21 protein-coding genes are annotated in these 20,745 nt (G+C 74.6%); 11 read left to right on the forward strand and 10 right to left on the reverse strand.

From position 1 onward, the window contains the following. The first annotated feature begins 37 nt into the window (after positions 1 to 37). From ACZ6R9_RS28755 to ACZ6R9_RS28780, 6 genes are all read left to right on the forward strand, one after another. Positions 38 to 1,312 carry a sensor histidine kinase gene (locus tag ACZ6R9_RS28755; RefSeq protein WP_465541320.1) on the forward strand — a complete coding sequence of 425 codons (1,275 nt, stop codon included), beginning with the start codon at positions 38 to 40 and terminating at the stop codon, positions 1,310 to 1,312. Beyond that, entirely contained in the window at positions 1,309 to 1,971 is a 663-nt protein-coding gene (locus ACZ6R9_RS28760) for a response regulator (RefSeq protein ID WP_380485057.1), read from the forward strand. Before ACZ6R9_RS28755 ends, ACZ6R9_RS28760 begins: the two co-directional genes overlap by 4 nt. 119 nt (positions 1,972 to 2,090) lie before the next feature. Continuing rightward, a complete protein-coding gene (locus ACZ6R9_RS28765) occupies positions 2,091 to 2,363 on the forward strand; it encodes an SHOCT domain-containing protein (RefSeq protein ID WP_465541322.1) in 273 nt (90 codons plus the stop codon). After that, positions 2,360 to 3,109: an ABC transporter ATP-binding protein gene (locus ACZ6R9_RS28770; protein WP_380485053.1), complete on the forward strand. Its 750-nt coding sequence runs from the start codon at positions 2,360 to 2,362 to the stop codon at positions 3,107 to 3,109. Before ACZ6R9_RS28765 ends, ACZ6R9_RS28770 begins: the two co-directional genes overlap by 4 nt. Beyond that, a complete protein-coding gene (locus tag ACZ6R9_RS28775; RefSeq protein WP_465541325.1) occupies positions 3,106 to 5,670 on the forward strand; it encodes an ABC transporter permease in 2,565 nt (854 codons plus the stop codon). The genes ACZ6R9_RS28770 and ACZ6R9_RS28775 overlap by 4 nt, the downstream gene beginning before the upstream one ends. Before the next feature lie 144 nt (positions 5,671 to 5,814). Further along, positions 5,815 to 6,930: a PLP-dependent cysteine synthase family protein gene (locus tag ACZ6R9_RS28780; RefSeq protein WP_465541327.1), complete on the forward strand. Its 1,116-nt coding sequence runs from the start codon at positions 5,815 to 5,817 to the stop codon at positions 6,928 to 6,930. Between the two features lie 9 nt (positions 6,931 to 6,939). Here the strand turns inward: ACZ6R9_RS28780 and ACZ6R9_RS28785 are convergent, their stop codons facing one another. Next, positions 6,940 to 7,404 carry a DUF4267 domain-containing protein gene (locus ACZ6R9_RS28785; RefSeq protein WP_380485047.1) on the reverse strand — a complete coding sequence of 155 codons (465 nt, stop codon included), beginning with the start codon at positions 7,402 to 7,404 and terminating at the stop codon, positions 6,940 to 6,942. A 122-nt stretch (positions 7,405 to 7,526) separates the two neighbouring features. Between ACZ6R9_RS28785 and ACZ6R9_RS28790 the strand changes: the two genes are divergently transcribed. From ACZ6R9_RS28790 to ACZ6R9_RS28805, 4 genes are all read left to right on the forward strand, one after another. Beyond that, complete coding sequence (locus ACZ6R9_RS28790; protein ID WP_465541329.1) at positions 7,527 to 8,099, forward strand: TetR/AcrR family transcriptional regulator; 573 nt, start codon at positions 7,527 to 7,529, stop codon at positions 8,097 to 8,099. A gap of 93 nt (positions 8,100 to 8,192) precedes the next feature. After that, a complete protein-coding gene (locus ACZ6R9_RS28795) occupies positions 8,193 to 8,537 on the forward strand; it encodes a hypothetical protein (RefSeq protein WP_465541330.1) in 345 nt (114 codons plus the stop codon). Positions 8,538 to 8,598: 61 nt separating this feature from the next. Beyond that, positions 8,599 to 8,868, forward strand: coding sequence for a hypothetical protein (locus tag ACZ6R9_RS28800; RefSeq protein WP_465541332.1), 270 nt, complete (start codon positions 8,599 to 8,601; stop codon positions 8,866 to 8,868). Further along, positions 8,861 to 9,169, forward strand: a complete 309-nt coding sequence (locus ACZ6R9_RS28805) for a hypothetical protein (protein WP_465541334.1) — start codon at positions 8,861 to 8,863, stop codon at positions 9,167 to 9,169. The genes ACZ6R9_RS28800 and ACZ6R9_RS28805 overlap by 8 nt, the downstream gene beginning before the upstream one ends. Positions 9,170 to 9,176: 7 nt before the next feature. Here ACZ6R9_RS28805 and ACZ6R9_RS28810 read toward each other — a convergent pair whose 3' ends face one another. After that, complete coding sequence (locus tag ACZ6R9_RS28810) at positions 9,177 to 10,064, reverse strand: LysR family transcriptional regulator (protein WP_465541336.1); 888 nt, start codon at positions 10,062 to 10,064, stop codon at positions 9,177 to 9,179. 106 nt (positions 10,065 to 10,170) lie between these two features. On the opposite strand from ACZ6R9_RS28810, the gene ACZ6R9_RS28815 reads away from it, so the two are divergent. Next, complete coding sequence (locus tag ACZ6R9_RS28815) at positions 10,171 to 10,890, forward strand: SDR family oxidoreductase (RefSeq protein WP_380485040.1); 720 nt, start codon at positions 10,171 to 10,173, stop codon at positions 10,888 to 10,890. Between the two features lie 37 nt (positions 10,891 to 10,927). Here the strand turns inward: ACZ6R9_RS28815 and ACZ6R9_RS28820 are convergent, their stop codons facing one another. From ACZ6R9_RS28820 to ACZ6R9_RS28855, 8 genes are all read right to left on the reverse strand, one after another. Next, positions 10,928 to 13,336, reverse strand: a complete 2,409-nt coding sequence (locus tag ACZ6R9_RS28820) for a right-handed parallel beta-helix repeat-containing protein (protein WP_380485038.1) — start codon at positions 13,334 to 13,336, stop codon at positions 10,928 to 10,930. Between the two features lie 131 nt (positions 13,337 to 13,467). Continuing rightward, positions 13,468 to 14,370, reverse strand: coding sequence for an MOSC domain-containing protein (locus ACZ6R9_RS28825; RefSeq protein WP_465541338.1), 903 nt, complete (start codon positions 14,368 to 14,370; stop codon positions 13,468 to 13,470). Positions 14,371 to 14,608: 238 nt separating this feature from the next. Further along, positions 14,609 to 15,238 carry a DUF6643 family protein gene (locus tag ACZ6R9_RS28830; protein WP_380485034.1) on the reverse strand — a complete coding sequence of 210 codons (630 nt, stop codon included), beginning with the start codon at positions 15,236 to 15,238 and terminating at the stop codon, positions 14,609 to 14,611. A 177-nt stretch (positions 15,239 to 15,415) separates the two neighbouring features. Then, a complete protein-coding gene (locus ACZ6R9_RS28835; RefSeq protein ID WP_465541340.1) occupies positions 15,416 to 16,186 on the reverse strand; it encodes a hypothetical protein in 771 nt (256 codons plus the stop codon). 153 nt (positions 16,187 to 16,339) lie between these two features. Then, positions 16,340 to 16,792: a large conductance mechanosensitive channel protein MscL gene (gene mscL / locus ACZ6R9_RS28840; protein ID WP_465541342.1), complete on the reverse strand. Its 453-nt coding sequence runs from the start codon at positions 16,790 to 16,792 to the stop codon at positions 16,340 to 16,342. 88 nt (positions 16,793 to 16,880) lie between these two features. Continuing rightward, positions 16,881 to 18,083 (reverse strand): DegT/DnrJ/EryC1/StrS family aminotransferase, encoded by a 1,203-nt coding sequence (locus ACZ6R9_RS28845; RefSeq protein WP_465541344.1) that lies wholly within the window; start codon positions 18,081 to 18,083, stop codon positions 16,881 to 16,883. Continuing rightward, positions 18,080 to 19,690, reverse strand: a complete 1,611-nt coding sequence (locus tag ACZ6R9_RS28850; RefSeq protein ID WP_380485028.1) for a hypothetical protein — start codon at positions 19,688 to 19,690, stop codon at positions 18,080 to 18,082. Before ACZ6R9_RS28850 ends, ACZ6R9_RS28845 begins: the two co-directional genes overlap by 4 nt. Next, positions 19,690 to 20,724 (reverse strand): GNAT family N-acetyltransferase, encoded by a 1,035-nt coding sequence (locus ACZ6R9_RS28855; protein WP_380485026.1) that lies wholly within the window; start codon positions 20,722 to 20,724, stop codon positions 19,690 to 19,692. Before ACZ6R9_RS28855 ends, ACZ6R9_RS28850 begins: the two co-directional genes overlap by 1 nt. Between the last annotated feature and the right edge of the window lie 21 nt (positions 20,725 to 20,745).

Raw genomic sequence — 20,745 nt, forward strand, 5'->3', positions numbered from 1 at the left:
CGATGGTGCAGGCCGGAGGCGCCGCTAGCCTTCCGGTATGGGAGATGTTCGGCAGCCGTGGGTGCCCGTCTGGGTGCGGGTCGGCAAGGCGGGGTGGCCGGTGGCGGCCGCCGTCGTGGTGACGGTGGTCCAGGTGGTCGGGACGACGGTGGCCGCCCGGCACCAGGGCGCGCGGGTGCCGCTGGACGCCTGGGGGTACCTGCTGCTGGCGCTCGGCCCGGCGCTGCTGGTGCTGCGGGTGCGGTACCCGGCGCTCACGGTCGCCGCGGTGACGGCCGTGACGGCCGCCTACCTGTGGGCCGGATACCCGTACGGGCCGGCCTTCGTGGCGCTGGTGGGGGCGTTCTTCTCGGCCGTGCAGCGCGGCCACCGGCGGGCGGCCTGGCTGAGCGCCGGCGCGTTCTACGTGCTGCACCTGCTGGTGAGTTACGTGGTGCCGGCGTCCTGGCTGCGGGCGCCGGGCCGCGAGGCGGTGGCCTGGCAGGAGCTCGGCGTCACCGCCTGGCTGCTGCTGATCTTCGTCGGGGCCGAGCTGGCCCGGTTCCGGCGCGAGCAGATCGCCGCCGTGCGGGCCGCCGAGGAGGAGGCGCGGGCGCGCCGCAGCGACGAGGAACGGCTGCGGATGGCACGGGAGTTGCACGACATCCTGGCGCACTCGATCTCGCTGATCCACCTCCAGGCGGGCGTCGCCCTGGAACTGCTGGACGCCCGGCCCGAGCAGGCCCGGGACGCGCTCACCACCATCAAGGCGACCAGCAAGGAGGCGCTCGGCGAAGTCCGCCAGGTGCTCGGCACGCTGCGCACCCCCGGGGCCGCCGCGCCGCGCACCCCCGCGCCCGGCCTGGAGCGCCTCGACGAACTGGTCGCGCAGGCCGGCCACGCGGGCCTCGCCGTCACCGTCCGCACCGAGGGAAGCGCCGAGGGACGCGCCGAGGGACGCGCCGAGGGACGCGCCGAGGGGGGTACAGAGGGCCGCCCCGAGGGCCGCATCGGGCAGCTCGGCGCGGGCCTCGGACTCGCCGCGTTCCGGATCGTCCAGGAGGCGCTGACCAACGTGCTGCGGCACTCCACCGCCCGCACCGCCGACGTCCAACTCGCCTGGCAGCCCGGCTGGTTGGAGCTGACCGTCACCGACCCGGGGCCGCCCGGCGGTGGCGACGCGGGCGGCAGCGGCACCGGGCTGACCGGCATGCGCGAGCGCGCCGCCGCGTTCGGCGGCACCGTGGACGCCGGGCCCGACGGCGCCGGCGGCTGGCAGGTCCGGGCCCGGCTGCCGCTCGCACCTGTCGAACCGAAGGGAGCCGAGGCGTGATCAGGGTGCTGCTCGCCGACGACCAGCGGCTGGTGCGGGCCGGATTCCGGGCCCTGCTGGACGCCCAGGCCGACCTGGAGGTGGTCGGCGAGGCCGACGACGGCGAACAGGCCCTCGCCCGGGCCGCCGAACTGCGTCCCGACGTGGTGCTGATGGACATCCGGATGCCCCGCCTGGACGGCCTCGCCACCACTCGCCGGATCTGCGCCGATCCCGAACTGGCGGGCGTGCGCGTGGTCGTGCTGACCACCTTCGAACTCGACGAGTACGTCTTCGAGGCGCTGCGGGCCGGCGCCGCGGGCTTCCTGGTCAAGGACACCGAACCCGGCGAACTGCTGCGCGCCGTCCGGGTCGCCGCCTCCGGTGACGCCCTGCTCTCCCCGGGCGTCACCCGCCGCCTGATCGGCGAGTTCGCCGCCCGCTCCAAGGAGCCGTCCACCGCCCGCCTGGACGTCCTCACCGAGCGCGAACGCGAAGTCCTCGCACTGGTCGGCCTCGGCCTCACCAACGAGGACATCGCCCGCCGCCTGGTGGTCAGCCCGCTCACCGCGAAGACCCACGTCAGCCGCACCATGGTCAAACTCGGCGTCCGCGACCGCGCCCAACTCGTCGTTGCCGCCTACGAATCCGGGCTCGTCCGGCCCGGCTGGCTGGGGTAGTCCCCCGGGAGTAGCGGGGGTGCCGCCCGGTGGGGGACGCGGCGGGGGTGGCGGCGGCGGGACGGTGGAGGGGTGGCCGGGGAGGAGATCCCGGCCCCCGCTCTAGGAGATGAGTTCCGATGGTCACACTGCTGGCCGATGGGTACGGGCACTGGCCCGGGCCGTGGGTGCTGGTGTTCCCGTTCTTCTGGCTGCTGGTCGTGGTGCTCGTGGTGCTGGCTCTGCGCCGGGTGGTGTGGCGGCGCCGCGGCTGGTGGGGCGGCGGCTTCGAGCACGCCCCGCTGGCGGTGCTGGGGCGGCGCTACGCGCAGGGCGAGATCGACGCCGAGGAGTACCGCGAGCGCCGCGCCGTGCTGACCGAGGGCCAGGACACCCCGGGGGTGAAGCGATGAGCGCCGCCGCCCGGGTCGAGGAGGCCGTGAAGGAGTACGGCGCGGGGGAGACCCGGGTGCGGGCCCTGGACGGGGTGAGCGTCGAGTTCGCCGCCGCCCGGTTCACCGCCGTGATGGGGCCCTCCGGCTCCGGCAAGTCCACCCTGATCCACTGCGCGGCCGGGCTCGACACGCTCAGCGGCGGCCGCGCCTGGCTCGGCGACACCGAACTGTCCGCCCTCGGCGACCGGGAGCTGACGCTGCTGCGCCGGGAGCGGATCGGCTTCGTGTTCCAGGCGTTCAACCTGGTACCGACCCTCACCGTGCGGGAGAACATCACCCTGCCGCTCGACCTCGGCGCCACCGCGCCCGACCCCGACTGGCTGGACACCCTGATCGGCGTGGTCGGCCTCGGCGACCGCCTGCACCACCGCCCCAGCCGGCTCTCCGGCGGCCAGCAGCAGCGCGTGGCCGTCGCTCGGGCGCTCGCCGGACGCCCCCAGGTGGTGTTCGCCGACGAGCCGACCGGCAACCTGGACTCCCGCAGCGGCGGCGAAGTCCTCGGCCTGCTGCGCTCCGCCGTCGACACCATGCACCAGTCGGTGGTGATGGTCACCCACGACCCGGCCGCCGCCGCGTACGCCGACACCGTGCTGTTCCTCGCCGACGGCCGCCTCGTCGGCACCATGCAACAGCCCAGCGCCGAACGGGTACTGGACCGGATGAAGGCCTTCGACGGCCGCCGGACCGAGGCGGGCGCCCGGTGAACGCCGGCGTCCGGATCGGGGCGCGCTCGCTGCTCGCCCACCGCCGCCGCCTGGTCGGCACCGTGCTGTCGATCGTCCTCGGCGTCGCCTTCCTGACCGGCACGATGGTGCTCGGCGACACCCTGCGCGCCAACTTCGACACCCTGTTCGCCGACGCCAACGCCGGCACCGACGCCGTCGTCCGCAGCGCCGACGCGGTCGCCGACCCCGGTGTCCCCGGCGGCGTCCGCGCCCCGCTCGACGAGTCGCTGACCGCCGAACTGCGCGCCGTGCCCGGGGTGAGCGCCGCCGAAGGCTCCGTCCAGGGCGCCGGCCAACTCATCGGCGCGGACGGCAAGGCGATCGGCGGTCAGGGCCCGCCCACCTGGGCCGGCAACTGGATCACCGACCCGAAACTCAACCCCTACCGGCTCGCCGAAGGCCGCGCCCCCGCCGCCCCCGGCGAAGCGGTGATCAACCGCGGCGCCGCCAAGGCCGGCACACTGCACGTCGGCGACACCACCGTGCTGCGCACCCCCGACCCGGTGCGGATCACCGTGGTCGGCATCGCCACCTTCGGCGCCGACGCCGACGGCATGGGCCCCAGCACCTTCACCGCGCTCACCCTCGCCGACGCCCAGGCCCACCTGACACCCAGAGGCAGCGGCCAGGTCTCCAGCATCCGGCTGCGCTCCGACAGCCTGAGCCAGCGCCAACTGGTGGAGCGGGTACGCCCGTTGCTGCCCGCCGGGGTGGAGGCGCTGACCGGCGCGGACGCCACCGCGCAGTCCACGGCCGACGTCTCCGGGCGCTTCCTCGGACTGTTCACCACCCTGCTGCTGGTGTTCGCCGGCATCGCCCTGCTGGTCGCCACCTTCACCATCCACAACACCTTCGCCATCGTCACCGCCCAGCGCACCCGCGAGAACGCCCTGCTGCGCGCCCTCGGCGCGAGCCGCCGACAGGTGCTCGGCACCACCCTCGGCGAAGCCCTCGCGATCGGGCTGCTGGCCTCCGTACTCGGCCTGCTCGGCGGCTTCGGCGTCGCCGCCGGCCTCAAGGCGCTGTTCGCGGCGATCGGCTTCACCCTGCCCACCGGCGGCACCGTGATCAAGGCCGCCACCATCGCCCTGCCGCTGCTGGTCGGCACCCTGGTCGCGGCCGGATCCGCACTCGCCCCCGCCCTGCGCGCCGCCCGCACCGCCCCGCTCGCCGCGCTCCGCGACACCGCCGTGGACGAGACGGCCACCGGCCGAAGTGCCCTGCTGCGCACGGCACTCGGTGCGCTGCTGGTGGCCGGCGGGCTGCCCGCCGTGATCCTCGGCGCGACCCGCGGGCCCTCGCTGGTGCTGGCCGCGACCGGCGCGCTCGCCCTGCTGCTGGGCACCGTGGTGCTCGGACCGGTCGCCGCCGCGTCCGCCGTCCGGGTGCTCGGCGCGCCGCTGGCCCGGCTGCGCGGCGTCACCGGCGCCCTGGCCCGCCGCAACGCCGCCCGCAACCCGAAGCGGACCGCCGCCACCGCCGGCGCGCTGATGGTCGGCGTCGCCGTGGTCACCCTGTTCACCGTGTTCGGCGCCTCCGTGCAGGCCACCCTGGATGACACCGTCTCCCGGTCCTTCGCCGGCGACCTCGCCGTCACCGCCCCCGCCGCCGGGGCCGGCGGCAGCGGCGTCTCCCCGAAGCTGGCACCGGTGCTGGCCGCCCTGCCGGAGGTCCGCGCGGCCGCCGGTCTCGGCCGGGGCGTGGCCCAAGTGGACGGCCACGGCAAGCAGTTGGACGTCGCCGACCCCGCGCAGCTGGTGCAGGTCACCGACCTCGGACGGATCGACGGGTCGCTGGCCGACCTCGGCACCGACGGCCTCGCCGTCTCCCGCACCGAGGCCGCCGCCCGCGGCTGGCAGCTCGGCACCGTCGTCCCCGTGCGGTTCGCCGACGGCCCCGCCACCTTCACCGTCCGCGCCCTGTACCGCGGTGGCGGCGTCACCGGCGACTACCTGATCAGCCGCGCGGCCTGGCAGCCGCACCGCGTCCAGGACTCCGACAGCGTGATCGCCGTCGCCCTGAAGCCCGGCGTCGGCCTGGACGCCGGCAAGGCCGCGATCGCCCGCGTGGCCGACGCGTACGGCAACCCGCAGGTGCAGACCCGCGCCGAGTACGCCAAGAGCTCCGCCTCCGGCGTCGACACGATGCTCTCCGTGGTCTACGCGCTGCTCGCGCTCGCCGTGCTGATCGCCCTGCTCGGCATCGCCAACACGCTCACCCTGGCCGTCCACGAGCGCATCCGCGAGCTCGGCCTGCTGCGGGCCGTCGGCCAGACCCGGGCCCAGCTGCGGGCCATGGTGCGCTGGGAGTCGGTGCTGGTCGCCGCGTTCGGCACGGCCGGCGGGCTGGCGCTCGGCGCACTGCTCGGCTGGGCGCTCACCCGGGCCGCGGACAGCGCCGGCACCGGCTCGTTCGCGCTGCCCGCCGGGCGGCTCGCGATCGTCGCGCTGGTCGGCCTGGCGGCCGGGGCGCTGGCCGGGCTGCGGCCCGCCGCCCGGGCCGCGAAGCTGGACATCCTGGCGGCGGTGGCCGCCTCATGACCCGCTGCCGGCTTCGGAGTTGAGGGTTTCGCGCGCGGCGGCCCCGGCTTCCCCATAAGTGGAAGCTGGGGTCGCCGTAACCGTCACTTATCGTAGTCGCCTGTTACAGTGGGTGGGTATTGGCGGATGTGAGGAGAGTGCGCGATGACCGTTGCGAGTGTTCCCACTCTGGACGTGGACCGTTCCGACCCCGAGTACCGGGCCTGGCTGAAGGAAGCGGTCCGCCGCGTCCAGGCCGACGCCAACCGCTCCGCCGACACCCACCTGCTGCGCTTCCCGCTGCCCGCCGGGTGGGGCATCGACCTGTACCTGAAGGACGAGTCCACCCACCCCACCGGCAGCCTCAAGCACCGCCTCGCCCGCTCGCTGTTCCTGTACGCCCTCTGCAACGGCTGGGTCCGCCCCGGCAAGCCCGTCATCGAGGCGTCCAGCGGCTCCACCGCCGTCTCCGAGGCGTACTTCGCGCAGCTGATCGGCGTCCCGTTCATCGCCGTGATGGCCCGCTCCACCAGCCGCGCCAAGATCGAACTGATCGAGTTCCACGGCGGCCGCTGCCACCTGGTCGACAACGCCTGCGAGGTGTACGAGGCCGCCGCCGGGCTGGCCGCCGAGACCGGCGGGCACTACATGGACCAGTTCACCTACGCCGAGCGGGCCACCGACTGGCGCGGCAACAACAACATCGCCGAGTCCGTCTTCGCCCAGCTGCGGATGGAACCGCACCCCGAACCCGCCTGGATCGTCGCCACCGCCGGCACCGGCGGCACCTCCGCCACCATCGCCCGGTACGTGCACTACATGCAGCACGACACCCGGATCTGCGTCGCCGACCCGGAGAACTCCTGCTTCTTCGACGGCTGGGTGCACCGCGACCCCGACGCCACCGTTCCCACCTCCTCCCGGATCGAGGGCATCGGCCGCCCCCGGATGGAGCCGTCCTTCGTGCCCGGCGCGATCGACCGGATGATGCGGGTGCCCGACTCCGCGTCCGTCGCCGCCGTCCACCTGCTGGAGACGGTGCTCGGCAAGAAGGCCGGCGCCTCCACCGGCACCGGCCTGTACAGCGCGCTCAAGCTGGTCGCCGAGATGCGGGCGGAGGGCCGCACCGGCAGCGTCGTCACGCTGATCTGCGACCCCGGCGACCGCTACCTCGACAAGTACTACTCCGCCCAGTGGCTCGCCGCCGAACGCCTCGACCCCGGGCCGCACCGCGCCGCCCTGGAGGCGTTCCTCTCGGGCGGCGAGTGGGTGGACGGCTGAGGCGCCGCGTCACTTCGTCCTCGGCGCCGTCTTCGGACCCTTCTTCTGCACCGTCTTCGGCTCGGTGAGCGTGAGGGTGGCGACCGCGATCATGGTGGCGGCCGTCGCGAAGTGGATCACGAAGGCCGCGAGGACGCTGCCGTGGTGGGTCAGGACGGTGGTCGCGTCGCCGATCGGGGTGAGCGCCGTGACCAGCAGCGCCCAGCCCGAGGCCCGGCGCTGTCCGAGCAGCAGCAGGACCGTCGGGACGATGCCGGAGACCACGTCGCGGATGCCCTTGAGGATCAGGAACGCCGTCGCGTCGCCGTGCGGCCACACCGGGAGGCCGAAGCCGGTCGCGGTGTGCTCCGGGGCGAGGATGTAGCTGAGGCCGAACCAGAGCGGGAAGAGGCCGAGCAGCACGGTGCCGACAGTGGCCGCGTGGACCCGCAGACCGGTGGCGGAGGTGGCGGGCGCGTTCGCGGTGATGGACATGGTGGTTCCCCCAAAGCTTTCCGTGAAGTGGGCTGCGCCGCCCGTTGGTTAGCGGCGCTAGCGACGTGAACAACGCTAGACCCGCGGCCCGTCAGTTGTCTAGCGCTGCTAGGATTTCGGGCATGGCTATCAAAGAACGCAGGGCGCGCGAACGCGCCGAACGGGAACAGCTCATCGTCCGGGCCGCCCGCGAACTCGCCGAGACCGAGGGCTGGGACGCCGTCACCACCCGCCGCCTCGCCGAACGCATCGAGTACAGCCAGCCCGTCCTGTACAGCCACTTCGCCGGCAAGGACGCGATCGTCGCCGCCGTCGCCGTCGAGGGCTGCGCCGAACTCGCCGTCCAACTGCGAACAGCGGCCGCCGGCCTGGACGACCCGAGGGGCGCGTTCGCCGCCGTCGCCCGGGCCTACCTGGCGTTCGCCGCCGCCAACCCCGCGCTCTACGACGCGATCTTCACCATGGCCACCCCGCTCCCGTTCGGCACGCCCGAGGCACCCGCCGCCCTGCACGAAGCCTTCGCCGCCATCGCCGACCCCGCCACCGCGAGCGCCACCGCCGCCGGCCTCGACCCGGCCGGCTACACCGAACTCGCCTGGTCCGCCCTGCACGGCATGGCCACCCTCGCCCGCGGAGGCCGGCTGCGCCCCGAACTCGACGACAGCCGCATGGCCGCCTTCACCGCCGTCTTCTGACCCCACGCCGGGTGCAACCGCGCCGCCGCTCCGCCCGTCCGAACACCGTGACGGCGGACGCGACGGTCGCGGCGCCCGAGGAGGAGACACACCGTGAACCTGCTGGGACGCCCTGCCGCCGCCGCCATGGGCACGGCCTTCGCCGCCGTCGCGACCCTGGCCACCACCCGGATCCTCGCCCACAACTGGATGGGCTGCGCCACCCACCTCGAACCCGGCAGCCGCGCCGCCCTGCTCCTCTTCACCCCCCTCTGCTTCGGCCTCCTGGCCGCCGGCGGCGCCACCGCCGGACTCCTCACCCGCGGCATCCGCCGCCACCTCGAGGACCCCGAATTCCTCCGCCTCTTCGCCGTCGCCCTCGGCATCACCCTCACCGCCCTCACCCTCGGCACCCTCCTCACCGGCCCGGCCACGACCGGCTGCCCGGCCGCGCCATAGGCCTGACGGACCGTCACGGATAGGGTGGTGGGCCACTGCCGTGTCGGTGGAGGAGGCAAGCATGAGCGATGCCTGGCGCGTGGACCTGTCCGCCCCGTTCGCCAGACGCCTGGGGAAGTCGGCCGCCGAGCTGGGCTCCTCCGACGGCCGCGACGAATGCCCGGACATCTGGCAACTCGCCAACGGCGACATCGCCGTCATAGGAGTGGACGCGACCGAGACCTACCGCACCCGCCTCCCCGAAGACGTCCGGCTCGGCGAGGGCGAACGCCTGGTCGTCATCCCCGGCGCCATGCTCACCGCGGCGAAGCCGGACATCCCGGATGCCTGAGCGTCGCGTCCCGCCGCTGAACTCCGGGCACGGGTGTCGGCTCAGCCGGGAGGAGCGCCGGCGTGACTTCCGGGAGCGGGATGCGGTGATCCGGGGGCGGGGCTCCTGGAAGCTCGAAGGCCGTCAGTACGGTGACGCACACAAAGCCCTCAGCCTCGACGGACTGGCCCGGGCCCTGCGTGGCCGCGACGTGGAGGCCGCTCGCCGTCACTGGGGTGCGGCGCTCGTTCTGCTGGCCGGGTACGACGATCTGCGGGCGGTGCGGCAGCGTGAGTGGGTCGAACGCGGCCTTGCGAGCTGAGGATTCGTCATGCGGTGAGGCGGGCGTGGGTGGCGAGGGTTTCGGTGAAGGTGGTGGTGAGGCGGTCGGGGCGGGTGCGGGTGTAGGCGGCGAGGGGGCGGTGGATCGGGGGGTGGGGGCGGAGGATGGCGGCGTCGAGGGTGGGCGGGAGGATGGTGGCGGGGACGAGGGCGGGGCCGAGGCCGGCGGCGGCGAGCATGGGGGCGGCGGCGGTCTGTTCGGTGCGGACGGCGGGGTGGGGGAGGAAGCCGGCTGCGGCGCAGGACCGGTCGAGGAGTTCGGCGAGGCCGTGGCCGGGGGCGTAGTGGACCCAGGCGCGGTCGGCGAGGGCGGAGAGGGGGAGGGTGCCGTCCGGGGGGTCGGCGAGCGGGTCGTCGGTGGGGAGCACGAGGGCGAACTCCTCGATGCCCAACTCCCGTACGGGGCCGTCCCATTCGGTGGGGACCGGGCCGATGGCGAGGTCTGCGCCGCCGGCGGCCGTCGCGGCGCGCAGCAGGTCGGCGTGCGGGTACTCGCGCAGGCGGATGCGGATCGTGGGGTGCTGTCGGCGCCAGGCGCGCAGGACCGGCGGGAGGATGCCGAGGGCGATGGAGTGGACGGTGGCGACCTCGAGTTCGCCGTCCTCCAGGCCGACGGTGCGGCGGGCCGCGGCGTGCAGGCGCTGGGCGTCGGCGAGGACGGCGCGGGCGTGCGGCAGGACGGCCCGGCCGAGCGGGGTGGGGCGGACGGCGCGCGGGAGGCGTTCGAGGAGGGGGCCGCCGAGGGCGGACTCCAGCGCCCGGACCTGGTGGGAGAGCGCGGGCTGGGTGACGTGCAGGTGTTCGGCGGCCCGGGTGAAGGAGCCGGTGTCGACCACGGTGACCAGGTATTCGAGCTGCCGGAGCGTTGCTGCCATGCACACAGTTTATGGGTGGGGTGAAGAACAAGCCTTGGACCTATCGCAGCAGGTCGAGGAGGGTGGAGGGGCAGGAAGTACCGTCCAGGAAGAAGGAGTCCCCACCATGTCCGAAGCTCTCGCAGGCCGCCGCGTCCTCGTGGTCGGTGCCGGTTCGCGCACCGGCCGGCTGCTCGCGCACGCCGCCTCCGCCGCCGGGGCCGAGCTGGTGCTCGCCGGGCCCGATCCGCGGAAGCTGGAGTGGACGGCGGGCGAACTGGCCGGCCCGTCCACCGTGGTGCCCGTCGATCTGACGGACGAGGCGTCGATCGAGGCGCTGGCGGCCCGGGCCGGGCGGGTCGACCACCTGGTGTCCACCGCCGCGATGCCCGCCAACGGGCCGCTCGAGGAACTTCGACTGGCGGACATCCGGCGGGCGTTCGACGCGAAGGTGATCGGTCCGATGCTGCTGGCCAAGCACCTGGCGGGGCAGTTCGCCGAGGACGGGTCGCTGACCTTCTTCTCCGGCGTCGCCGCCTGGCGCCCCGCGCCCGCCCGGACCGTGATGGCCACCACCAACGGGGCGCTGGCGTTCCTGGTGCAGGCCCTCGCGGTGGAACTCGCCCCGCTGCGGGTCAACGCCGTCTCCCCGGGCATCGTCGACTCCGGCTCCTGGGACGGCCTCGGGGCGGGCAAGGAGGAGTTCCTGAAGACAGTCGCCGCCCGCAACCCCGCCCGCCGGGTCGGCACCCCGGAGGACCTGGTCAAGGCCGTCCTGTACGCCATCGACAGCCCGTACGTCACCGGCACCGTCCTGCACGTGGACGGCGGCGGCCGGCTGGCCTGAGCGGCGAACGGCGGCGAGCAGCGGCGAGCAGCGGGGCTCAGGACGGGAGGTCGGCGGGGACCAGGAGTTGGAGGTCCTCGGTGGTCGGGTCGGTGAGGTGGGCGACCCGGGAGGCGTGGCGTTCGATCATGCTCTCGAAGACCTGGCGGGCGGTGCGGCCGTTGCCGAAGCCGACGCCCCGGTCGAGGGTGGTGAAGTGGGCGTGCAGGGCGGCCTCGGTGGCCGGGTCGAGGTGGTACTCGTGCTCGGCGGCCTGGGCGCGGGCGATGTCGAGGAGCTCGTCGGCGGTGTAGTCGGGGAAGGTGACGGTGCGGGAGAAACGGGAGGACAGGCCCGGGTTGGCGGCGAGGAAGCGCTCCATCTCGGCGGTGTAGCCCGCCACGATGATCACCACCTCGTCGCGGTGGTCCTCCATCAGCTTCACCAGGGTGTCGATCGCCTCCCGGCCGAAGTCCCGCCCGCCGTCCTCCGGGGCCAGTGCGTACGCCTCGTCGATGAACAGCACCCCGCCGCGCGCCTTGTCGAACGCGGCGGCGGTGCGGATCGCGGTGGAGCCGATGTGCTCGCCGACCAGGTCCAGGCGGGCCACCTCCACCAGGTGGCCGCGCTGCAGGACGCCCAGCGAGGCCAGGATCTCCCCGTACAGGCGGGCGACCGTGGTCTTGCCGGTGCCGGGGGAGCCCGTGAAGACCAGGTGCCGGCGCGGCGACGGGGCCTTCAGGCCCGCCCGCTGCCGGGCCCGGCCGACCGAGATCAGGTCGATCAGCGTCCGCACCTCCTGCTTGACCGTCGCCAGGCCCACCAGGGCATCCAGCTCGGCCAGCGCGACCTCGGCCGGGCGGCAGTCCGGGATGGGGGCGATCACCGCGGGGGCGGGGACGGGCGGGGCGGAGGTCTGGACGGCGGGGACGAGGGAGGCCAGTGGGGGAGCGGCCGGCTCGGCCGGGCGCGGGGCGGGCAGCGGCGCGGCGTCGTCCGAGGTGCAGCCCTCCGCGACCGGGCCCGGCTCGGAGAACTCGAACCCGGCCCGGGCGTTGCGCTCCGCCCGGCAGCGCACCAGCTTCGTCCGGCACCCGTCGATCACATGGAAACCGAACCCGCCGCCCTGCGACACCCGCACGGTGTCGAACTCGCCGCGCCCCTGCGCCGACACGTACACCCCGGCCTCGCTCGCGCCGCGCACCGTGCACTCGCGCAGCACCGGGTCCGCGCCCTTGGTGACGATCACCCCGGTGGCGACGTCCGCGATCTCGCAGTCCGTCAGCAGACCGCCCGAGCCGTGGTCGCGGAACCACAGGCCGGTGCCCGCGCCCTGGATCCGGCAGCCCGACAGGTCCGCGCTCGCCCCGCCCGAGACCGAGACCGCCGAGGAGCGGATCGCGGTGAACGAGCAGTCGCGGGCCGAGGCGGAGGAGCCCTGGTCGAGGACGAACAGCGCGTCCGGCAGGTCGTCCAGGGAGCAGTCGGCGAGCTCCAGGGCCGCGCCGTCGCTCACCCACAGCGCCGGGTAGTCGCCCTGCGCGGAATGGAAACGGCTGCTCTGCGCGACCACCTTCGTCCCGCCGTCCCACACCGACAGCGCACCCCGGCCGAACGCGTGCACCGTCACCTGGCGCAGCGTCAGCTTCGCGCCGCCGCGCAGGTCCGCCGCGTTCTCCGGCACCTCGTGCACCCGGCAGCCCGTCAGCTCCAGCTCCGCACCGGTGTCCAGGCTCAGCCCGTTGCCGGACACCCGGTGCACCGTGCAGTCCGTCAGCCGCCCCACCGCCTGCGCCTCGGCCTGCACACCCGAGCCGCGCACCTCGTACACCTGGCAGCCCGTCAGCTCCGCCACCGACCCCGGGTCGGCCAGCAGCACGCCCGCGCCGCCCGTGTGGTGCACCCGCAGCCGCTCCGCCCGCAGCCGCGAGCCGGACAGCACCGCCAGGCCGCTCTGGCCCGCCGCCGAGATCTCGCAGTCCACCAGCTCCGCGTCGGCCTGCGCACGCAGCCGGACGCCCAGGCCGGACGGGTTCTCCACGGTGCAGTTCACCAGCTGCGCCCGGGCGGCGTCGGCGAGTTCCACCCCCACCGCGGAGGACGTCTCGATCCGGCAGTCCGCCAGCACCGCGCCGTCCGCCCGGGCCAGCAGCACCGCCGGCGCGGAACGGTCGGAGCCCTCGACGGTCAGACCGCGGATCGTCGCGGCCGCCGTCACCGTCAACGCCGTACCGCCGCGCATCGCGCTCTCCGGCGGCGAGATCCGGACGCTGCCCGGCCCCTTCTCGGCGACCAGCGTCACCGGCTTGTCGACCAGCACCGCCTCGTAGAACGTCCCCGCCCGCACCGTCAGGGTGTCACCGGGCTCGGCCACTTCCAGGGCCTCGCGGAGCGTCGCGTACTCCCCGCTGCGCCGCCGCCACCGGGAGGCGCTGTCCTGCGTGACCCGGACCCTGAGCTCACCCATGACGATCTGTCATCCCCGCCTTCGTCGAATGCGTGCGAGACGCTGCGCGATCACCCCCACCGTAGCGCGCGAGGCCGACCGGACCGTCGCCCGGTTCAACGAACGAGCCGGGGGGTGGTTCCGGGTGCCGGTCAGCGGCGGTCCGGCTGCGGGGCCTCCACCGCCTCCAGGACCTCCACCTCGTCGCCGACCGCGAGTGTTCTCAGGACATCTGCGGTGGGGGTCGGACGGACCGGGATCAGGTTCTGGCCGAACACCAGCTTCTGGCCGAAGCGGTGGTGCCGGCCCAGTGCGCGCAGCGGCTCCGGGCCGCGACGCTCACCGGACTCCTGGTCGGTGGTGGTCACCACGCAGCGGCCGCACGGCTTCGCCACCCGGAACTCCAGGCCGCCGACCCGGATCCGGCGCCAGCCGTCCTCCGCCCACGGCTCGGTGCCGGCCACCACCAGGTTCGGCCGGAAGCGCTCCATCGGCAGCGCCGCGCCCTTGCGTTCGTCGCCCGGGTGGTCCTCGGCGATCCGGGCGTTCAGCTCGGCCAGCGAGGCGCTGGTGGTGAGCAGCAGCGGGTAGCCGTCCGCCATCGACACCGTCTCGTCCGGCCCCGCGTACTTCGGGTTGATCGGCCGGGAGACCTCCGGGCGGTCCAGGTGCACCAGGCGCACCTCGCCGAGCTTGGCGGGCAGGCGTTCGGCCAGCCAGGCGGAGGTGTCCTTGGTGGCGGTGGCGGCGGAGAAACGGGTGCCGAAGACCTCGACCGTCGCCTCCGGGGCGCCGCCCGCGAGGGAGGGCGCGGGGAGCGTGTGGGTGGCACCGTCCGGGGCGGTCAGGGTGAGTGACGTGCCGTCGGCGGACGGGACGGGACGGAACTGGCCGATCGACGGCTCGTCGCGCTGGGTGAGAGCGACGCCCTCCGCGTCCACGAGCATCCAGCGACGGTCACCGGCCAGGCCCCAGGGGTGCACCTCGGCCGTGGCCGGGCTGAGGCGGTACATGGACTTGACGGGGTACAGGTGGAGGGAGAGAAGGTGCGGCATGGCGGCCATCCTGCCAGAGGCCGTGGTGGGTGGGAGGCACGGCCGGTGGACGGACCTGACCGGCGCTCCCGTTCCCCCTCGCGCCGTTTCCGCCCCCTCGCCTTCGGCCGGGCAGACCCCCGGCGCCCCGGTCGGGGCGCGGGGGCGTCGTGCGGTTCACCCGGCCCTGGCGGGCAGCGGGGAACATGTTCCAGCTGAGACCTTGCCCCTGTGGGGAGGGGATTGCTGTCGGCCCCGGTCAGCCTGCCTGGGGGTACTGGCGGTACTGGGGGAACTGCTGCGGGGCGCTGGGCTGGGCCGGGCGCAGGGTGTTGCCGCCGAAGGACTGGTCGGCGAAGCTCTGCGGCTGGGAGACCGGCTGGGCGCCGAACTGCTGCGGGGCCCCGAACTGCTGGCCGCCGAACTGCTGGCCGCCGAACTGCTGCTGGGGGACGAAGTTCTGCGGCGCGGTGGCGAAGCTGTTCGCCGGGGCGGGCTGCGGGTAGGCCGGGGCGGCCGGGCGCTGGCCGGTCATGAACGGTTGCGGCGGCACGGGCGCGGCCGCGTAGCCGGGCTGCGCCGGGATGTGCGGCGCGGGCACCGGGGTGCTGCTCGGGCCGGGGCCGAGGGCGAGGCGGGCCGGGGGCAGGGCGGGCAGGTTCGACGCGGCGGGGGCGTCGAAGCCGGTGCCGAACCCGCCGGTGCCGAGCCCACCCGTGAAGCCGGCGCCGTAGGCGGTGGACCAGGTGGGGGCCGCGTTGGCCGGGGGCACGTTGATGGGTGCGATCTGCGGGATGCCACGCTCTGCGACAAGGCTGTCGTAGATGGGCGTGGAGGAGAAGGACGGAGAGGGGTAGCCGACTCCGTCGTAGGAGCGGGGCGAGGTCATGGGGCCTACCGTAAGCCCACACCATGCCTGCTGAGGAGAGCGGGAGGGCCCGGAGTTCACATGTTTACGGAGTCTTCGCGAGCCGAAATCGGACAATCCCGGAGCTAGTTGGGCGAAGGGGGTTGGCTCATTCCGGCCGTCCCAGGGCCTTCCCGGACGTATGGTCCGTGCGCGCTCTCAGCGGGCGGCGTGCGGTCGGCGGGGCCGGACGCCGGTGAGCTTCTGCCAGCGGTCGCGGGCGGCTTCGAATTCCTGTTCGGCTTCGGCGATCGCGGGGTCGGCGTCCTGCTTGGCGCGGATCTCCTCCAGCCGCTGGTGGGCCCGGTCCACCTCGGCGGTGTCGGCGCGGGCCTCGGCCAGGGCGGCCTCGGCGGCGGGGAGTTCGGCCTCGCGGGCCAGCCGGGCGGCCTTCGCGCGGGCCACGCCGTCGCGGGCGGCGATCACGAAGGCGCGCACCTTTTCCTCGGCGAACTCGCTGTGCGCGAAAGGCAGTTCGCGTTGCGCGCCGTCGGGGAGCACCAGATGGACCTGGCTGGTGCCGGCCGCGTGGTCGGCGTGCAGCAGGACGGAGTCGAGCGCGTGGTCGGCGGCGCGGCCGTTGGTGGTCAGGACCAGCTTGTGCTCGAACAGGCGCAGCACGCCGAGGGTTTCGCCCTCGGCGCCGCGGCCCGGGTCGCGCAGCCGGTCGACCCCGGCCTGGGCGGCGGCGACCCGGGCGCGGTGCGCGGTGGCGGCCCGGGCGGCGCCGTCGCGGGCGGTGGAGACGGTGCGGCGGGAGGTGCGGCGGACCGCGCAGAGGTGGCCGCGGTGGGTGTCGAGATCGCGCCGGTGCTCGGCGTACCGCGCCTCGAACGCGTAGCGCCACGCGCCCGGGTACTGGAGCCAGCGCCAGAGCACGGCCGCGGCCGCTCCCGCCGCGATGGCCAGCAGCCAGCCGAGCACGCCCATCGAGCCCTCCCCGCACGGTGGTTGACGACCGAAGGGGGATCACTATCGGCACCGGGGCGGGACCGTCAAGCGGCGTGGGGGCGGGGCGTCGGGTTCCGGACAGGCGTCGGCCCGGACGGCGGGTGCGCCGTCCGGGCCGGGGTGTGCGGTGGCTCAGTGGGCGGCGGTCTTGGCGGTGACCTGGACGGGGAAGCCCGGGCGGCCGGCCAGTTCGCTGGTGCAGTACGCGCAGCGGGTGGCGGCGGCCGGGACGGTGCTGAGGCACTCGGGGCAGTCGGCCTTGGCCACCGGGGCGTCCTTGACCGGGTTGAACCGGTTCTGGAGCTTGGCGACGGGCAGCACGACGGCGAAGTAGATGACCGCGGCGACCAGCACGAAGCTGATCAGCGCCTGGAGGAAGGCACCGTAGGGGAAGGTGACGTCGGCGACGGTGAACGCCTCCTTGCTGAAGTCGCCGACCGCGCCGGAGGCGACGCCGACCAGCGGGGTCAGGAAGGCTGCGACGAAACCGGTGACGACGGCGGTGAAGGCGGCGCCGATGACGATGCCGACCGCGAGGTCGACCACGTTGCCGCGCAGCAGGAAGCTGCGGAATCCCTTGAACATGCCCGCCATCCTGACGGGCCAACCTCCGGGTGGTCCAACCGAGTTCACCTGATCCGACCAATTCGGCGAACCGGCTTGCGAGCCTCGCTCACACGTCGCCCAGCGCGGCCCGGACCTCCGGTGCGAAGGACTGCACCCGCACCACCGCGTCGGCGACCCGGCGGACGGTGGCGGCGTTCATGTGCGACCACAGCGGGACGGTCAGCACGGAGTCGGCGAGCCGGTCGGTGCGCTGCAGTTCCGCCGCCTGGCCGAGGTGGGCGTAGGCGCGCTGCCGGTGGACGGGCGGGTGGAAGTAGCGGCGGGTGTCGATGCCCTCGGCCTTGAGCGCGGCGGCCAGTTGGCGGCTGCTCAGGCCGAAGGCGCCGGCGTCGAGGATCAGCGTGAGGTCCTTGAAGGTGGAGGTGTCGCCGTCCTCCGGCAGGGCCAGGCGCAGGCCCGGCAGGCCGGCGGTGGCGCGGGCGAACTCGGCGACCAGCGCGCCGCGGTGGGCGACCCGGGCGGTCAGGCCGGCCAGCCAGGTCAGGCCGACGGCGGCGTGCAGTTCGCTCATCCGGGCGTTCAGGCCGGGGAACAGCGTGTCGTAGTCGCCGGGGTTGCCGTAGTCGCGGGCGGTGCGCAGGGTGGCGGCGAGCGCCGCGTCGCGGGTGGTGACCAGGCCGCCCTCGCCGGCCACCGCGACCTTGGTCGGGCTCATCGAGAACACCTCGGCCAGGCCGAAGTTGCCGACCGGCACGCCGCGCCGGGCCGAGCCGAGGCCGTGCGCGGCGTCGTACACCAGCGGGAGGCCGGCCGCGTCGGCGATCCGCTGCAACTCCTCGGTCTGGCAGGGCGTCCCGTACACGTGGGTGGCCATCAGCGCGGCGGGCGCGTCGGCGGCCTTCAGCCGGGCCTCGGCGTCCGCCGGGTCGAGGGTGATGTCCTGCTCGCGGGCCTCGGCGAACAGCGGGGTGCCGCCCGCCCAGTGCGCGGCGTGCGCGGTGGCGGAGAAGGTGAAGCCGGGCATCAGCACCGGGCGGCGGCCGCCGACCCCGGCGGCCTGCAGGACCAGCATCAGGCCGGCCGTGCAGTTCGACACCGCCACCACGTGCGGCACGCCCAGCAACTCGGCCACCTGCTCCTCCAGTTGGCGGACGGTGGGCCCGTTGGTGAGCATCCCCGAGTCGAGCACCTCGGCGAGCCGGCCGAGCAGCCGTTCGCGGTCGGGCACCCGGACGCGGGTCAGCGGCAGGCCGTCGGGAAAGGCCGGGGCGCCGTCGAGGACGGCGGGGCGCAGCTGGTCGGTGGTCATGCGGTCGATCCCCCCTGGGTTCGGTACGGGTCCGGTGCGCCGACGGCGACCGGAGGTTCGGGCCCCGGGCCGCCGCCCCACTGGCCGGGCTGCACCCGCCACACCGGCGGGCGCCGGCGGCGCGCCACCGGGCCGGAGCCGGCCGGCCGGGGGATCGCCAGCAGCACCAGGACCAGCGGCAGCACCTGCACCCGCTCGCGGGACAGGATGCCCATGTTGTTGATGGTGGAGAACGCCCAGCAGAACAGCAGGGTGTACACCACCGCGAAGGCGACGTACGACCGCTGGACGAACAGCTTGGGAATCCGGGCCAGTTGAGGCCAGGCCCGGACGAACATCACCAGCAGCGCGAAGCACTCCACCGACTGGATCAGGTTCTGCACGTTCGACGCCTCGAACGGGAACGGCCGGAACAGCACGCTGATCACCGACATCGGCAGCCGCGCGGGGTTCAGGCTGAACGCGGGCGCCGGGTCCTCCGCCGTCGAGGCGTTGATCACCGAGGAGCCCTGCGAGGTGCGCCGCGAGGTCTCCGACAGCACCTGGTTGACGGCGTCCCCGCCGGTGCCGTTGGTGCCGAAGAAGGTGGACACCTGTTGCAGCATCAGCATCACGCCGACACCCAGCACCGCCACCGTCAGCACCGTGCGCAGCGGCCCCAGCGCGGACACCTGCTGCGGCCGCTTGCGCAGCACGTACGCGACGGACAGCCCGGCGCCCGCCAGCACCGTGACGTGCGGGCGGACCATCGCGGTGCCCAGCGAGCCCAGCGCGATGCACACGAACGCGCCGAAGCGGCGGTCCAGCAGCCGGGCCACGCCGTACGTGGTCAGGCCCAGGCAGAACATCATCCAGGCGTCCTTGCCGATGCTGGACGGCCAGAACAGCAGCGAGGGCAGGAAGAACACCAGCTTCGCGTAGCGCCGCGAATCGGCCTCCGGGAAGGCGATCTGCAACGCCCGCCAGAAGAACAGCAGCCCCCAGAAGCCCAGCCAGGAGAACACCAGGAACCCGCCGACCAGGGTCGGACCGGTGATCGCGTAGACCACCCCGGTGACGATGATGACGAACCCGGTGCCGGCGACCTTCATGCCCAGGTCGTAGTGCAGCCCGCCGAGCAGGTCGGTGGTGGTCAGGTACTGGGCGAGCTCGGAGCCCTTCTGGTCGTACATCTTGGCGTCCGCCGCGCCGCCGTACAGCACGAACGCCATCAGGTAGCGCGGGAACGCGCAGGCGAGTTTGGCGCCCATCGCCACGATCAGCAGCTTGAACACGCCCCGCTCGGGATTGTTCGCCGCCACCCGGGCCAGGATCGGTGTGCCGATCGCCATCAGCGCCGGTGCGACCAGCAGCGCACCCCAGGTGTCGTAGGTGGTGTGCACCATGGCCAGCACGAACACCGTCACATAGCCCATCACCAGCGCCCAGGCGAGGGCCGTGAGCCGGCCGCGCCGCACCGCCGCGCGCAGCCGGAGCAGCAGCCGCGGCAGCCGGGGGCGGGCGGTCAGCGGCCCCGTCGGGGTGCGGGCGGCCGAGCGGCGGGTGACCGGGGTGCGGGCGGCCGGGGTGCGGGCGGCCGACGGCGGGCCGGTGCGCGGCGCGGCCATCAGAAGACCTCCAGGTCGCCGAGGCTGAACCGCCAGTCGGCGAGGGTGCGTTCGGCGGGCAGCGGCCCCGTCGGGGTGCGGGCGGCCAGCACCATGCCGGTGCGCGGCGCCGTCAGGCAGCCCGCCCGCAGGCCCGCCTCGGCCGCCTCGGTGCCCGGCGCCAGGTGGGTCGCCGCGTGGTCGCAGCCGGAGCCGGCCGCCTCCCGCAGCAGCCGCCCGGCCGCCGCCCGGTCGCCGGGGCGGACGATCAGCTCGGCGAGGGTGAACTCGGCCAGCGGGCCGCGCCGCCTCGGCCGGCCGAACGCCAGCCCGACCAGCTCGCCGCCGCGCTCCACCGTCACCACCCGGTAGTCCAGGCCCGGCGCGGCCCCGTACCGCCAGGCCAGATACCCGGCGGTGCGCACCGTGCGCAGCCGCGGCTCGGCGGCGTCCGCCAGTTCCCGCTCCGCCAGCAGCTCCGGCAGCCGCGGGTCCGGGAAGGCGAACCACTCGGCGGCGGTGGGCAGTTCGCAGCGCGGCGGCCCCGACGGGACCGGGCGGCGGGCCAGCGCCGCCCGCGCGCCCCGGGCGAACGACAGCGGCCGGGCCACCCGCAGCGCCACCGGCACCCGGCCCACCTCCCGCCAGCCCATCCGCAGGTAGCCCGGCAGGCTGTTGCCGTTCGGCGTGTTGAACACCAACTCGGCCTCGCCGGAAACCTGTTGGAGCAGCTCCATGGTCAGCCGGCGGAAGACTCCGCGCCCCCGGAAGTCCGGGTGCGTCGCGGTGTCCACCGGCCGCACCGCCGCCACCTCGCGGCCCCGCGCGCCCCGCCACGACCAGCGCAGGAACAACCGCACCCCCGCCAGGCGCCCGTCCGGGGCGAGGGCCACCAGCCCCGGACTCGACCCGAACGGGTTCGCCCGGTGCTTCCAGTCGAAGAACTCGGCGCTGCGCCGCCCCGTCGGGCCGCCCGCCAGCGAAGCCGTCAGCAGCTCCAGGACCATCGGCACGTCCGCCGACTCCAGCCCGCGGTACGTCAGTTCACCGCTCACCTCGTGCTCGTCCCCTCCGGA

The organism is Kitasatospora sp. NPDC048662 (assembly GCF_055587065.1).